Source organism: Billgrantia sp. Q4P2, from assembly GCF_052806135.1.
In genome coordinates this window covers 284,716-297,837 of record NZ_JBRBAI010000002.1, presented here as the reverse complement: position 1 = coordinate 297,837, position 13,122 = coordinate 284,716, and the positions used below count along the sequence as shown (strand labels likewise).

General features: G+C 65.2%; 13 protein-coding genes and 1 tRNA gene. 6 read left to right on the top strand and 8 right to left on the bottom strand.

Features of this window, described 5'->3' with window-relative positions; translation table 11 throughout:
- Window positions 1–8 precede the first annotated feature (8 nt).
- The 3 genes from ftsA to lpxC all read left to right on the top strand — a co-directional run bounded on the left by ftsA (window position 9) and on the right by lpxC (window position 3,524).
- Window positions 9–1,292: a cell division protein FtsA gene (ftsA, locus tag ACUY1T_RS04215; protein ID WP_446020474.1), complete on the top strand. Its 1,284-nt coding sequence runs from the start codon at window positions 9–11 to the stop codon at window positions 1,290–1,292.
- Between the two features lie 33 nt (window positions 1,293–1,325).
- Entirely contained in the window at window positions 1,326–2,501 is a 1,176-nt protein-coding gene (ftsZ, locus tag ACUY1T_RS04210; protein ID WP_446020473.1) for a cell division protein FtsZ, read from the top strand.
- A gap of 111 nt (window positions 2,502–2,612) precedes the next feature.
- Entirely contained in the window at window positions 2,613–3,524 is a 912-nt protein-coding gene (gene lpxC / locus ACUY1T_RS04205; protein WP_446020472.1) for a UDP-3-O-acyl-N-acetylglucosamine deacetylase, read from the top strand.
- An 85-nt stretch (window positions 3,525–3,609) separates the two neighbouring features.
- Here lpxC and bioA read toward each other — a convergent pair whose 3' ends face one another.
- The 7 genes from bioA to bioB form a co-directional block, all read right to left on the bottom strand.
- Window positions 3,610–4,875, bottom strand: a complete 1,266-nt coding sequence (gene bioA / locus ACUY1T_RS04200) for an adenosylmethionine--8-amino-7-oxononanoate transaminase (RefSeq protein ID WP_446020471.1) — start codon at window positions 4,873–4,875, stop codon at window positions 3,610–3,612.
- Window positions 4,876–5,019: 144 nt separating this feature from the next.
- A tRNA-Leu gene (locus tag ACUY1T_RS04195) sits at window positions 5,020–5,104 on the bottom strand.
- A 44-nt stretch (window positions 5,105–5,148) separates the two neighbouring features.
- Window positions 5,149–5,850, bottom strand: a complete 702-nt coding sequence (gene bioD / locus ACUY1T_RS04190; RefSeq protein WP_446020470.1) for a dethiobiotin synthase — start codon at window positions 5,848–5,850, stop codon at window positions 5,149–5,151.
- Window positions 5,847–6,659, bottom strand: a complete 813-nt coding sequence (locus ACUY1T_RS04185) for a methyltransferase domain-containing protein (RefSeq protein WP_446020469.1) — start codon at window positions 6,657–6,659, stop codon at window positions 5,847–5,849. The genes bioD and ACUY1T_RS04185 overlap by 4 nt, the downstream gene beginning before the upstream one ends.
- Window positions 6,656–7,393: an alpha/beta fold hydrolase gene (locus tag ACUY1T_RS04180; protein WP_446020468.1), complete on the bottom strand. Its 738-nt coding sequence runs from the start codon at window positions 7,391–7,393 to the stop codon at window positions 6,656–6,658. Before ACUY1T_RS04180 ends, ACUY1T_RS04185 begins: the two co-directional genes overlap by 4 nt.
- Window positions 7,390–8,544, bottom strand: a complete 1,155-nt coding sequence (bioF, locus tag ACUY1T_RS04175; protein WP_446020467.1) for an 8-amino-7-oxononanoate synthase — start codon at window positions 8,542–8,544, stop codon at window positions 7,390–7,392. Before bioF ends, ACUY1T_RS04180 begins: the two co-directional genes overlap by 4 nt.
- A gap of 5 nt (window positions 8,545–8,549) precedes the next feature.
- Entirely contained in the window at window positions 8,550–9,653 is a 1,104-nt protein-coding gene (gene bioB / locus ACUY1T_RS04170) for a biotin synthase BioB (protein ID WP_446020466.1), read from the bottom strand.
- Window positions 9,654–9,839: 186 nt separating this feature from the next.
- On the opposite strand from bioB, the gene ACUY1T_RS04165 reads away from it, so the two are divergent.
- Window positions 9,840–10,625, top strand: coding sequence for a double zinc ribbon domain-containing protein (locus tag ACUY1T_RS04165; RefSeq protein ID WP_446020465.1), 786 nt, complete (start codon window positions 9,840–9,842; stop codon window positions 10,623–10,625).
- Between the two features lie 55 nt (window positions 10,626–10,680).
- Window positions 10,681–11,667, top strand: a complete 987-nt coding sequence (locus ACUY1T_RS04160; RefSeq protein WP_446020464.1) for a serine/threonine protein kinase — start codon at window positions 10,681–10,683, stop codon at window positions 11,665–11,667.
- Between the two features lie 45 nt (window positions 11,668–11,712).
- Here the strand turns inward: ACUY1T_RS04160 and ACUY1T_RS04155 are convergent, their stop codons facing one another.
- Window positions 11,713–12,276 carry a hypothetical protein gene (locus ACUY1T_RS04155; protein ID WP_446020463.1) on the bottom strand — a complete coding sequence of 188 codons (564 nt, stop codon included), beginning with the start codon at window positions 12,274–12,276 and terminating at the stop codon, window positions 11,713–11,715.
- 271 nt (window positions 12,277–12,547) lie between these two features.
- On the opposite strand from ACUY1T_RS04155, the gene folE reads away from it, so the two are divergent.
- Window positions 12,548–13,105 (top strand): GTP cyclohydrolase I FolE, encoded by a 558-nt coding sequence (gene folE / locus ACUY1T_RS04150; RefSeq protein ID WP_446020462.1) that lies wholly within the window; start codon window positions 12,548–12,550, stop codon window positions 13,103–13,105.
- Window positions 13,106–13,122: the final 17 nt, after the last annotated feature.

Here is a 13,122-nt window from a genome sequence, read left to right as displayed (position 1 = left end):
TCCGGCGCATGGCAGTCACTTCCAACTCATCCAACATGGTAGTCGGACTGGATATCGGAACGTCCAAGGTAGTGGCCATCGTCGGACAGCCTACCGATGACGGCGGTATCGAGATCGCCGGGATCGGATCGCACCCCTCGCGTGGCATGAAAAAGGGCGTGGTGATCAACATCGAGTCGACGGTTCAATCGATCCAGCGCGCCGTGGAAGAGGCCGAATTGATGGCCGGCTGCGACATCCATTCGGTGTATGTCGGCGTGGCGGGCAGCCATATCAGTTCGATGAACTCGGACGGCGTGGTCGCGATAAAAGAGCGCGAAGTGATGTCTACCGATATCGATCGTGTCATCGATTCGGCTCGAGCGCGTGCCATCTCCGAAGGGCAGCGCGTGTTGCACGTTTTGCCTCAGGAATTCGCCATCGACACTCAGGGCGGCATTCGTGAGCCGCTCGGCATGTCCGGCGTGCGTCTCGAAGCGCGTGTTCATCTGGTTACCGCCGCGCTAAATGCGGTGCAGAATATCGATAAATGCGTACGGCGCTGCGGCCTGGAGGTCGACGCCATCATTCTCGAGCAGCTCGCTTCCAGCATGGCGGTGCTGACCGAAGACGAGCGCGAACTCGGGGTCTGCATGGTCGACATCGGCGGCGGTACCACCGACATCGCCGTATTCACCGAAGGGGCCATTCGCCATACGGCGGTGATTCCCATTGCCGGCGATCAGGTCACCAACGACATCGCTATGGCGCTGCGCACCCCGACCCAGTACGCCGAAGAGATCAAGGTCAAGTACGCTTGCGCCCTGACCCAACTGGCTGCCAGCGATGAAATGATCAAGGTACCCAGCGTCGGTGATCGCCCTGCTCGCGATCTTTCACGCCAGGCCCTGGCCGAAGTGGTAGAGCCGCGTTACGAGGAGTTGTTCACCTTGATTCGCGATGAACTTCGGCGCAGCGGCTACGAGGACCTGGTGGCAGCCGGCGTGGTGCTTACCGGCGGCACCTCTCGCATGGAGGGGGTCGTCGAGCTGGCCGAGGAGATCTTTCACATGCCGGTGCGTATCGCCTGTCCCCACAACGTGCGTGGGCTTTCCGACGTGGTGCGCAACCCGATTTATTCCACTGGTGTAGGTTTGCTACATTACGCCCTTCAGGAGGCTCGGCAAGGGCATGGCCGTGAGGGTAGGGTAGTGGCAGCGCCACCCAGGCGCGACGACGTCTCCCAGCGTGGAGGATGGGAAGGGATTCCGGCGCTGGCAAAACTCAAGGGCTGGTTGAAAGGAAATTTCTAATAGGGCCGCGGCGCGGTCCAGGAGACGGGGCTTATGTTCGAACTGGTAGATAGCGCACCCTCGAGCAGTGCGGTCATCAAGGTCGTCGGCGTAGGTGGCGGCGGCGGCAACGCCGTCAATCACATGGTCGAGAGCAATATCGAAGGCGTCGAGTTCATCTGCGCCAACACGGATGCCCAAGCGCTCAAGCGGGTGGCCGCAAAGACCGTGCTCCAGCTCGGCAACGAGATCACCAAGGGGCTCGGCGCTGGCGCCAACCCCGACGTGGGTCGCCAGGCCGCCATGGAGGACCGCGAGCGTATCGCCGAGCTGATCAGCGGTGCCGACATGGTCTTCATCACTGCCGGCATGGGGGGCGGTACCGGCACCGGCGGCGCGCCGGTCGTGGCCCAGGTAGCCAAGGAGCTCGGCATCCTCACCGTGGCCGTCGTCACCCGACCGTTCCCTTTCGAAGGGCCGAAGCGCATGCGCGTGGCCGAAGAGGGCATGAGGGAGCTGTCGGAACATGTCGACTCCCTTATCACCATCCCCAACGAGAAGCTGCTCTCGGTGCTGGGCAAGAACGCCAGCCTGTTGACCGCCTTCAGTGCCGCCAATGACGTGCTGTTGGGTGCCGTGCAGGGGATCGCCGAACTGATCACCAGCCCGGGCATCATCAACGTCGACTTCGCCGACGTGCGCACCGTGATGTCCGAGATGGGCATGGCGATGATGGGTACCGGTGGCGCCACCGGCGAGAACCGCGCCCGCGAAGCTGCCGAGAAGGCCATTCGCAGCCCGTTGCTGGAAGATATCGACCTGCACGGCGCACGTGGCATCCTGGTCAACATCACTGCTGGACCGGACCTGTCGATCGGCGAATTCAACGATGTCGGCGCCACGGTCCAGGAGTTCGCTTCGCAGGACGCGACCATCGTCGTGGGTACCTCCATCGACATGGACATGACCGACGAGCTGCGGGTCACGGTAGTGGCTGCAGGGCTCGAAGGGCGCCAGGTCAAGGCCGCCGCTGCAGGTCGTGAGACCGTCAAGCGCAATGAAGGCAGTGAATATCGCCAGCGTGCGCAGCCGGCCATGCGACAGCAGAGTGTGGCGGCCAAGGCCGAGCCCCAGGAAACGGTCAAGCCTCAGGCGGAGAAGCGTCGCTCGCCCCAGGAACTGGATGACTACCTCGATATCCCGGCCTTCCTGCGTCGACAGGCTGATTGACAAAAGCTATTGCGTGCATAGGCAGGGCCAGGAGATGTTTTTTTGTTGAAACGCTCGTTCGGTGTTATAGTGAACGGTGTTTGATAACTTACAACGGCCTGGCTACTGCCCATGATCAGACAACGCACCCTGCAAAACACCATCCGCGCCACCGGCGTTGGCCTCCATTCCGGCAAGAAGGTGTACCTGACCTTGCGTCCGGCGCCGGTGAACACGGGTATCGTGTTCGTGCGTACGGACCTGGATCCTGAGGTGCAGGTGCCGGCCAGTGCCGCCCTGGTTACCGATACGACTCTGTGCACCGCGCTCTCGCGGGGTAACGTCAAGGTGGCGACCGTGGAACACCTCATGTCTGCTCTGGCAGGCCTGGGGATCGATAACGCCTATATCGATATCAGCGCGCCCGAAGTGCCGATCATGGACGGCAGTGCCGGCCCCTTCGTGTTCCTGATCCAGTCGGCGGGTATCGCCGAACAGGAAGCACCCAAGAAATTCATCCGCATCAAGCGTGAGATAGTGGTGCAGGAGGACGGCAAGGAGGCACGCTTCTTGCCGCATCAGGGCTTCAAGGTGTCGTTTGCCATCGAATTCGATCACCCGGTATTCGAGGACCAGAAGCAGACCGCCGTGGTGGACTTCTCCACGACCTCCTTCGTCAAGGAAGTCTCCCGCGCCAGGACCTTTGGCTTCATGCGCGATCTCGAGCATCTGCGTGCCAACAACCTGGCCTTGGGCGGCAGCCTCGACAACGCCATCGTCGTGGACGACTACCGAATCGTGAACGAGGGCGGGTTGCGCTACGAGGATGAGTTCGTCAAGCACAAGGTGCTCGATGCCATCGGCGATCTCTACCTGCTGGGCTATAGCCTGATCGGCGAGTTCCGCGGTGTGAAATCGGGGCATGCGCTGAATAACCAGCTGTGCCGGGCGCTGCTGGCCCAGCCCGATGCCTACGAAATCGTCACCTTCGAGAACGAGCGCGAGCTGGCGCCGATCTCCTACGCCCAGCCTGCCATGGCCTGAGGCTTGATGGTTGGCTGCTTGGCTGCCTGTAGTGACGCGATGACGAAGTGAAATGCGCCGCCCTCCACGAGGGCGGCGTTTTTCGTCAGTTGAACCATGCTTTCATCGCCTGGGTGATGTTGTGCATGTCCTCGCGCGACGTGATATAGGCGGGCATGGTGTAGAGCCAGCGGCCGAAGGGACGCAGCCAGACGCCCTGGGTGCGTGCAAATGCCGCAACGCCATCGAGGTCGGTAGCATCGTTGACCTCGATGACGGCGGTGGCGCCCAGCACCCTGACGTCACGCACCCGAGGGTGGCGACGAAGCGCCGGGTCTGCGAGCAGCTCTTCGCGCAGCACGCGGTTGAGGGCCGCGATCTTCTCCAGGTAGTTCTCCTCCTCGAACACGGCAAGGCTCTCCAGCGCCACGCGACAGGCCAGGGGATTGCCCATGAAGGTGGGGCCGTGCATGAAGGCATGCCGCGGCGTGTCGCCGATGAAGGCGTCGTGCACCCGATCGGTGGCAAGGGTCGCCGCATGGCCCAGGTAGCCGCCGGTCAGCCCTTTGGATAGCACCATGATGTCCGGAGTGATCGCGGCGTGGTCGGCGGCGAACAGCTTGCCGGTACGGCCAAAGCCGGTGGCCACCTCGTCGAACACCAGCAACACGTCGAACTCGTCGCATAGCTCGCGCGCCCCCTTGAGATAGAGCGGCGAGGTCATGTTGAGGCCGCCGGCGGCCTGCAACAGCGGCTCCATCAGCAGTGCGGCGATCTCATGGTGATGCTGCTCCAGTACCGCACGCAGGGCGGCGAGATCCCGTGCCACGGCTTCAGGCTCGGCGTCGTAGGAGGCCGTGGGCGCCGGGGCGAAATGGTGGCTGGGCAGGTAGCCGGCGAACAGGCCGTGCATGCCTTCCTCGGGGTCGCACACCGCCATGCAGCCGCTGGTGTCGCCATGGTAGGCCTTCATCAGCGACAACATGCGGTGTTTGCCGGGTTTGCCACGCAGGTGGTGGTACTGCACCGCCATCTTCATGGCCACTTCCATGCCCACCGAGCCGCTGTCGGAGAAGAACACATGTTCGAGCCCGGGTGGCGTGATCCGTACCAGTTCGCGTGCCAGGCGGTCGGCTGGCTCGTGGGTCAGGCCACCCAGCATCACGTGGCACAGAGTGTCGGCCTGCTCCTTGATGGCGTTCACCAGGCGCGGATGCGCGTAGCCGTGGATCATGCACCACCAGGAGCAGGTGGCATCGAGCAGCGTCTCACCGTTCTCGAGGGTAAAGCGAGGGCCTTCGCCGCCGACGACCTTGGGGGTGGCTTGCTGGGTGAGCAGGTGGGCATAGGGATGCCAGACGGGGGATGCCATCATGCCTCCGTGAGTGCGAAGAGTGAGTTATCGAACCTGCACTGCAGGCACGCGTAGGCGCGGCAAAGATGAAGCGCCGTCGTAAGGAAAAGCGAAGGTAAGGTCACCGGGAGTGTCACGCAGCTCGACGAAGGCGAGCCGTGATGGTGCGGATGGGGAGACTTGAACTCCCACGCCCGAAGGCACCAGAACCTAAATCTGGCGTGTCTACCAATTCCACCACATCCGCAGGGTTGGGCAGGCGTCCACATTGTACGGACCCTCGGTCGCAAGTCAATCGCCTTCGGGCAGTACGAGATGGGCGACGGTGGCGTCGGGTCGCCTGGCTGCGGCAACTCGACGCAAGCGTGGTACCACGCCCAGGCAGGGGGCCGCGAGGGTGCGCTGCAGCGTGGCCAGGTTGTCGGCATAGAGCGAAGCGTCACGCGCAAAGTCGGCATCGAGCAAGTTGCCCACCCAGCCAGCCAGTCGAACACCATCCGCGCGTATGGCCTCTGCCGTCAGCCGTGCATGGCTGAGGCAGCCGAGCTTGAGGCCTACCACCAGGATCACCGGCAGGCGCAGGCGCAGGGCCAGGCCCGAGAGGTCCTCGCTGTCGTTGAGGGGGACGCGCCAGCCCCCGGCGCCCTCGATGAGGATGAGGTCACGAGGCTCGTCCAGCAGGGGCGCGACGTGCTCGCAGAGCTGGGCAAGATCGACATCCACACCGGCCTGGCAGGCGGCCAGATGCGGTGCGATGGCGGGCTCGAAGGCGAAAGGGTTGACCTGATCATAGGCCACCGGCGGCACGCTGCGTGCCAGCAAGGCGAGGGCATCGTCATTGCGCAGCCCGGTCTCGGTGCGGCGGCACCCCGAAGCGATGGGCTTGAGCCCCAGGGTGGTCAGCCCTCGTGAGCGGGCCAATGCCAGCATACCGGCAGTAACGAGGGTCTTGCCGGCATCGGTATCGGTGCCGGTCACGAAATAACGGGTCATGCTACTGGCTCCTTGTCGAGGACCAGGGTCAGTCGTTGATAGCTGACCGGCAGCCCCGCAGGCTCACGCAGCGACTCGTAGCGGCGCTTGGCATCGGCCAGGTCGGAGCGGGTGAGGCGGGCAGCGGGGCGCGGGGTCTGGGCGCCGACTCCCTTGATCGAGGCCATCACCGCCGCCAGGTCGTGATAGAAGAAGCGTTCGGTGATGGCGCTGCAGTGGGCATGTGGGAAGCCGGCCATACGTGCGCTGGCCAGGTGTCGCTCCCGAGAGCGAAATTCGAGCAGGGCGTCAGGTGACGACCAAGCGTGAGCGACCTCGTGCAAGGTGCCTGGGCCCAGGGTGTTGATCACTGCGCGACCGCCGGGGCGCAGCACCCGGTAGAGTTCCGCCATCACGGCGTCGAGGTCCGGGCACCACTGGATGGCCAGGTTGGAAAATGCCAGGTCCGCCTGTCGGTCCGCGAGAGGCAGGGCGTCGGCGTCTGCGCACAGCCAGCCGATGCCCCTCGGGGATTCTCGGCGAGCGACATCGAGCATGCCCGGGGCCAAATCGAGCCCAAGCACCCGGCAGCCCGGGCCAAAGCGGGCCGCCAGGCGGCGGCACCAGTGCCCTGGGCCGCAGCCCAGGTCGAGCACGCAACCTGCCCGATCGGGTAACAGTGGCCAGAGTGCCTCGCCCATCTGTTGCTGAGCCTGGGCCAGGCGGGTGTACTGGCCCGACGCCCGGGAAAAGGCCCTGGCAACGTGTCGCCGCCATACGCTTGGCGCGCTTGCCTCATGGCAGGCGGTGGGCGCGAGAGTGGGGCTCATGAGACGCTCACGCTCTGTCCGCTGCGATCGAGGTCGATCTTGTGTGCCAGCTCGACGAGCAGGCTCGCCAGGGCCTCTGGACGGGACAGCATCGGGCAGTGGCCGCTATCGGCGAGAATGACATCGGCTGTTTGCCGCGCTGCCTTTCCCATCAGCCTGTCACGCTCGCCGGCGAGTCGATGGATCGGGCAGGGCGGTGCGGCAAGCAGGTCGCTGAGATCGAGACGAGCCAGCTGATCGAGGCCCGTGGCCAGGGTCTGGCTGGAGGCGCTGGGGTGCTGGTCCTGAAGGTCGAGCAGGCGGCGGTGTGCCAACCGTGGGGCAGGCTCTCCCTGCAGCTGCCAGCGCAGGAAGTGCTGCCAAGTCGCACGTGGATCACGATCGAAGGCGCGGCGAAAGGTAGCCAGCTCGGCAGGCCTGACGCCGTCCTCGCTGCAGAAGCGTGGTCCTGTCCCCACCAGCACCAGGCCGCGGGGAGGCGGCAGATGAGACAGTAGCGCGCCGGCCAGCAGGCCTCCGAGCGACCAGCCGACCCAGACGGTATCGCACGACAGGTCATCGCGCATCTTGCCGGCCAGGGCTGGGAGAGGCGTCGGCAGGGTATCGTGGGCTCTTTCACCGTAGCCCGGCCAATCGGGAGTGCGTACCGCGACCCCCTCTGGCCAGTAGGGGGCGAGCGATTGCCAGATGCGCGCATCGATCCCCCAACCGGAGAGCAGAACCAGCGTCGTCAAAGCACGCCCTCCCGTTGCAGGCCTGCCAGTGTCTCGAGCAGGCGATCCAGGTCTTCCCGGCCATGGGTGGCGCGCAGCGTGATGCGCAACCGGGCTTCGCCCCGCGGCACGGTCGGTGGGCGTATGGCGCCGACCAGCAGGCCTGCTTCACGCAGCCGAACGGCCCAACGCATTACCCCCTGGCTCTCTCCCAGGACCAGCGGCTGGATGGGGGTGAAGGAGTCGGCCAGCGGCAGGTTGAGCAGCGATGCCTCGTGGCGGAAGTACGTGATGGTGTCCCGCAGGCGCCCGCGGCGCTCCGGCTCGGTGGCTAGAACGTCGAGCGCCGCAAGGGTGGCGGCGGCCACGCCGGGCGGTTGGGCCGTGGTATAGACATAGGGGCGGGCAAACTGGATCAGATACTCGATCAATGCCTCGCTGCCGGCGACGAAGGCGCCGCCGGTACCCAGCGCCTTGCCCAAGGTGCCGACCAGTATCGGCACGCGATCGACTCCATGGGCTCGACCGACGCAGCCGTCGCCATGGGCGCCGAGAACGCCCAGCCCATGGGCATCGTCGATCATCAGCCAGGCGGCATGCCGGGCACTGACTTCCGCCAGGCCGCCGATGTTGGCCACGTCGCCGTCCATGCTGAACACGCCGTCGCTGACCACCAGCCTGGCCGAGTCCGTCGGCGACCGAGCAAGCAAGCGGTCGAGATCGTCGAGGTCGCGATGGTGGAAGCGCTTCGAGCGCGCCCCGGCAAGCCCGGCGCCATCGAGCAGCGAGGCGTGGTTGAGGCGGTCCTGGAAGACCTGGGTGTCGTTGTCGCACAGCGCCTGCAGGGTGCCCAGGTTGGCCATGTAGCCGGTGGAGAAGAGCAGGGCGCGGGGGCGCCCGACGAGTTCGGCCAGGCGCCGTTCGAGGGCCTCGTGGACCTCCAGATGGCCGCTGACCAAGTGCGAGGCGCCGGCGCCGGCACCGAACTCGCGTGCTCCTGCGGCCTGGGCTTCGGCCAACCGAGGGTCGCTGGCCAGGCCAAGGTAATCGTTGCCGGCGAAGTCGATCAGTCCGGCCTGGCGCGTGTGACGCTCGCGCCAAAGCCCTTGGGCGCGGCGCCAGGCTGCAGCTTCACTGAGACGCTCGGGCCAGGCGTGAGGGGGAGGCGACATCGCGTTCAGGCCTGGGTGGCGTCGTAGGCCAGCCCGGCGTTGCGGGCTTGAGTCGTTTGACGCGCCAGGGCGCCCTCGAGCGCGGCTTGCTGCCGGTCGTCGTCGTGACAGGTATCGCGCCGTTCGGGATGCAGCCCGAGCTTGTCGAACAGAGCCCGGTCGCGGGTGGCCTGCGGGTTGCCGGTGGTCAGCAGCTTGTCGCCGTAGAAGATGGAGTTGGCCCCGGCGAGGAAGGCCAGCGCCTGGGTCGATTCATCCATCTGCTCACGGCCGGCCGAGAGGCGCACATGGCTTGCCGGCATCAAGATCCGGGCGACGGCGATGGCGCGCACGAAGTCGATGGGATCGAGGTCCTCCACGTCTTCCAGCGGCGTGCCGGGCACCTTGACCAGCATGTTGATCGGTACCGATTCGGGATGCGGCTCGAGGCGGGCCAACTGCTGCAGCAGGGCGGCGCGGTCGCGAGGGGCTTCCCCCATGCCGAGAATGCCGCCGGCACAGACCTTCATGCCCGCCTCGCGCACGTTGGCCAGGGTCTCCAGGCGGTCGGCGTAGGTGCGGGTGGTGATGATCTCACCATAGTATTCCGGTGAGGTGTCGAGGTTGTGGTTGTAATAGTCCAGGCCGGCCTCGGCCAGGCGGCTTGCCTGTGCGCCGTCGACCATGCCCAGCGTCATGCAGGTCTCGAGCCCCAGCGCCTTGACCCGGCTCACCATTTCCAGCACCACGGCGAGGTCCTTCTCGCGTGGGCTGCGCCAGGCCGCACCCATGCAGAAGCGGCTGGCGCCGGCCTCCTGGGCGGCCTTGGCCTGGGCCACCACCTTCTCGATCTCCAGCAGCTTCTCCTTGTCCAGTCCGGTGGCGTAGTGGCCCGACTGCGGGCAGTACTTGCAGTCCTCCGGGCAGGCACCGGTCTTGATCGACAGCAGGGTGGAGACCTGCACGGCATTGGCGTCGAAGTGGGCACGATGCACCTGCTGGGCGCGGAACAGCAGGTCGTTGAAGGGTAGGGCGAAGAGCGCCTCGATCTCGGCCAGCGACCAGTCGTGGCGAATCTCGGCTTCTCGTTGGGCTTGGCCGTTCAGGCTGGCATGCAGGGCGTTGGACATGGAGGGACTCGTCTTGGTCAACTTGGTGGTACTTGAACGTTGACTGTGAGCGTACGTGAAATTGGCTTTCTGTCAACCTGGTGGGGTGGCTGAGTTGACGAGATGGCACCGGCGAATGAGGAACGCCAGCATGAGGGAGATGATAAGCTTCTTCGAATACAGAAGGAGTGACAGGGATAGCCACCCATGCAATCGGAACGGAAGCGCGATGCGCTGCGGGATGGGCCGCCAGGGTTCGCACGATTGAGCGGCTGGCTGCGGCCGCTGTGGCAGGGTATCGACCGCGGCCTGCGCCGGGCCCTGCCGGGGCGCTGCGGCTTCTGCCTGGCGCCTGCCGAGCCGGAACGCCCATGGTGCCAGGCCTGCTTCGAGGCGCTGCCGTGGAACCTGCCGGCCTGCCCGAGCTGTGCCGAACCGCAGCCTTCCGGGTCGCTTTCGGGCAAGCGCTGCGGCCACTGCCTGACCCGACCGCCGGCTTTCGTTCGTGCGCGGGCGCCGCTGCGCTACGAGGATGAGGTGGTAAGGCTGGTCCAGCGCTTCAAGTTCCATGCCTCTCCACGTGCCGGCAACGTGCTGCTCGAACTCCTGGAGCTCGGGCTGCCGGGGGAGGCCCTGGCCTGGCCCGAGGCGCTGATTCCGGTACCGCTGCATCCTGCACGAGCACGGGAGCGCGGCTTCGACCAGGCCGATTGGCTGGCCCAGCGCCTGGCGGCGCGCCATGGCCTGCGGCTTTCACAGGCGCAGCGACGGCAGCACACCCGCTCGCAGCGCGGCCTGGATCGCGTCGAGCGCTACCGCAACCTGCGCGACGGCTTCGAGATCAGGGGCACGCTGCCGTCGCGCGTGGCGCTGCTGGACGACGTAATGACCACCGGCGCCACGCTGGACGCGCTGGCGCAGGCTTGCCGGGCGGCCGGTGCGTGTGAGGTGGAGGCCTGGGCAGTGGCCCGCACGCCGCTGCTGGACGAATGATCCGCTGCTGCGCCTAGGCTGTTACCATGGGGGCTTTCTTCAGCCGGTGAAGCACATGCACAGCACGCCACATCCCTTCGCAGCCCTGTCGCCTGCCCGTGTCGTGGCGGCCATCGAGTCGCTCGGCTTCTGGTTGCCAGGTGAGCCATTCACCTTGAACAGTTACGAGAATCGGGTGTTCCTGCTGCATGACGACGAGGGGCGGCGCTGGGTGGCCAAGTTCTATCGCCCGGCCCGCTGGAGCGATGCGCAGATCCAGGAAGAGCACGATTTCCTGGATGAGCTGGTAGCAGAGGGAGTGGCCGTGGCGGCACCCTGGCGCAACGCGGCGGGGCAGAGCCTGCATCATGCCGAGGGCTTTCGGCTGGCGCTGTTCCCGCAGCTGTCGGGGCAGGCGCCGGAGCTGGAGAATCCGTCCCACCTGTTTGCGCTGGGCGAGCTGATCGGCGCCGTGCACGCCATTGGCGAGCGCTCTACCTTTCGCCATCGCGTGAGTCTCGATCTGGATGGCATGGTGCGTGAGGCCCGGCAGCGTGTGCTGACAGCGCCTTGGCTGGACCGCCGTCAGCGCCAGGCCTACGAGCGTCTCTCCGAGGTGTTGCATCAGGAGTTGCAGGCCCATACCTGGACGCCGCAGCAGACGATTCGGGTGCAAGGCGACTGTCACATCGGCAACCTGCTCGGCCGCGACGACGCCTTTTCTCTGGTCGATTTCGACGACGCCCTGATGGCGCCTGCTGTACAGGACCTGTGGATGTTTCTCACCGCCGAGCATGAAGCGGAGTGGCACATGCAGCTCTCGGAGGTGCTGGAGGGCTACGAACAGCACCGGGAGTTCGACCGCCGCGAGCTGGCGCTGATCGAACCCTTGCGTACGCTGCGCCTGATGCGGCACAGCGCCTGGCTGGTGGCGCGCTGGGACGACCCGGCCTTTCCTCCGGCCTTTCCCTGGGTCGCCGATGCCGGCTATTGGGAGGCACACATTCGCCAACTGGAGCAGCAGCGCCTGGCGTTGGCTCGGTCGCCGCGCTGGCTGGCCTGAAGTGGAAGGACGCGCACCCACCCAGGGTGCGCAAAGCAGGAGGGGTCAGTCGCTGTCGGGGTCGGGACGCTCGGCGGGGATCGGGTTGGCCACGCCGGCACCTTCGGCTTGGCGGCGCTGCTCGTTGATTCGGGCAGAGGGGTTGTCCTGCTCTTCGATCTCCAGGCGACTGGCCAGCTTGAGGTGAAAGACGTGATCGCTCGACAGTTTGCAGTGGCCGGTTTCGCATACTGCCAACCCGTAGCTGCCATCCAATTCGTATGCGGCAGCGGAGATTTCGCCGCTGTAGATGTCGCTGTCGCCGCCATCGGTCTCGATGCAGGTCAGCGCCTTGGTAGTGATGCGCAGGCGATCGCCATCCATGCGGGCATCGCCCACCACGACGCAATATTCGGGCAGCTCATGGACGGCATCGCCAATACCGCTGACGGGGCGAAGCAGGATGTCGTCGTGGCGTTCGCTCTCCCCTTGCAGCTCGAGTTCATCGATGACCTGGGCAGCGATGACGGCATCCCCGGGCACGGTAAGGGTGTCTGCCAAGGCGTGCAGGGGCAAGAGGAGAAAGGCCAGTCCGCTGGCTGTCAGTATCGCGTCTGGAATCTTGATCATATCGGGCTCTCGGAGGGACCAGGCTGCGCGTATCGGCAGTTTTCAAGGCCGTTATTTTACCATAGCCGCCCAGGCGTAGTAGTGGCACGAATGTCGCAGGATGTCGTTTTCAGGTATACCGCCTGCGGCAAACCTCGGGTTACGGTAGAATGTCGTCCAGAGGCGTAAAAAAGCTGTACAAAGAAAATATTGCGCATAATATTTGTACGAATCCATGACGATGGCCGGGCCATCGCGAGACGAACGGTACACGGAGTCGCAGGGCCTGACCATGAACGATGAGCTTGCCAACTTCTACCGCCAGATCATTCTCGAGCTGGGTGAGGACCCGGAGCGAGAAGGCCTGCGCGATACGCCGAAACGGGCCGCCAAGGCGATGCAGTTTCTCACTCGTGGCTACTCCCAGACCCTCGAGGAGATCATCAACGGCGCCGTTTTCAAGAGCGAGACCGACGAAATGGTAGTGGTCAAGGACATCGAGCTCTACTCGATGTGCGAACACCACCTGCTGCCTTTCATCGGCAAGTGCCATATCGCCTACCTGCCCAGCGGCAAGGTGCTAGGGCTTTCCAAATTTGCGCGCATCGTCGACATGTATGCCCGCCGCATGCAGATTCAGGAAAACCTGACGCGCCAGATCGCCGAGGCCGTGCAGCGTGTCACCGGCGCGCGCGGCGTGGCGGTGGTGATCGAGGCGCGACACCTGTGCATGATGATGCGCGGCGTGGAGAAGCAGAATTCCAGTATGACCTCTTCCGTGATGCTGGGGTCCTTTCGCGATAACCAGCCCACACGTCAGGAATTCCTCACCCTGGTCAACGGCCGCTGACGGGGCGTGTCCCGTGC

Coding starts and splice junctions, on each gene's coding strand:
- ftsA (WP_446020474.1), top strand. CDS start 9: ATGGCAGTCACTTCCAACTCATCCAACATGGTAGTCGGACTGGATATC.
- ftsZ (WP_446020473.1), top strand. CDS start 1,326: ATGTTCGAACTGGTAGATAGCGCACCCTCGAGCAGTGCGGTCATCAAG.
- lpxC (WP_446020472.1), top strand. CDS start 2,613: ATGATCAGACAACGCACCCTGCAAAACACCATCCGCGCCACCGGCGTT.
- bioA (WP_446020471.1), bottom strand. CDS start 4,875: ATGGCATCCCCCGTCTGGCATCCCTATGCCCACCTGCTCACCCAGCAA.
- bioD (WP_446020470.1), bottom strand. CDS start 5,850: ATGACCCGTTATTTCGTGACCGGCACCGATACCGATGCCGGCAAGACC.
- ACUY1T_RS04185 (WP_446020469.1), bottom strand. CDS start 6,659: ATGAGCCCCACTCTCGCGCCCACCGCCTGCCATGAGGCAAGCGCGCCA.
- bioF (WP_446020467.1), bottom strand. CDS start 8,544: ATGTCGCCTCCCCCTCACGCCTGGCCCGAGCGTCTCAGTGAAGCTGCA.
- bioB (WP_446020466.1), bottom strand. CDS start 9,653: ATGTCCAACGCCCTGCATGCCAGCCTGAACGGCCAAGCCCAACGAGAA.
- ACUY1T_RS04165 (WP_446020465.1), top strand. CDS start 9,840: ATGCAATCGGAACGGAAGCGCGATGCGCTGCGGGATGGGCCGCCAGGG.
- ACUY1T_RS04160 (WP_446020464.1), top strand. CDS start 10,681: ATGCACAGCACGCCACATCCCTTCGCAGCCCTGTCGCCTGCCCGTGTC.
- ACUY1T_RS04155 (WP_446020463.1), bottom strand. CDS start 12,276: ATGATCAAGATTCCAGACGCGATACTGACAGCCAGCGGACTGGCCTTT.
- folE (WP_446020462.1), top strand. CDS start 12,548: ATGAACGATGAGCTTGCCAACTTCTACCGCCAGATCATTCTCGAGCTG.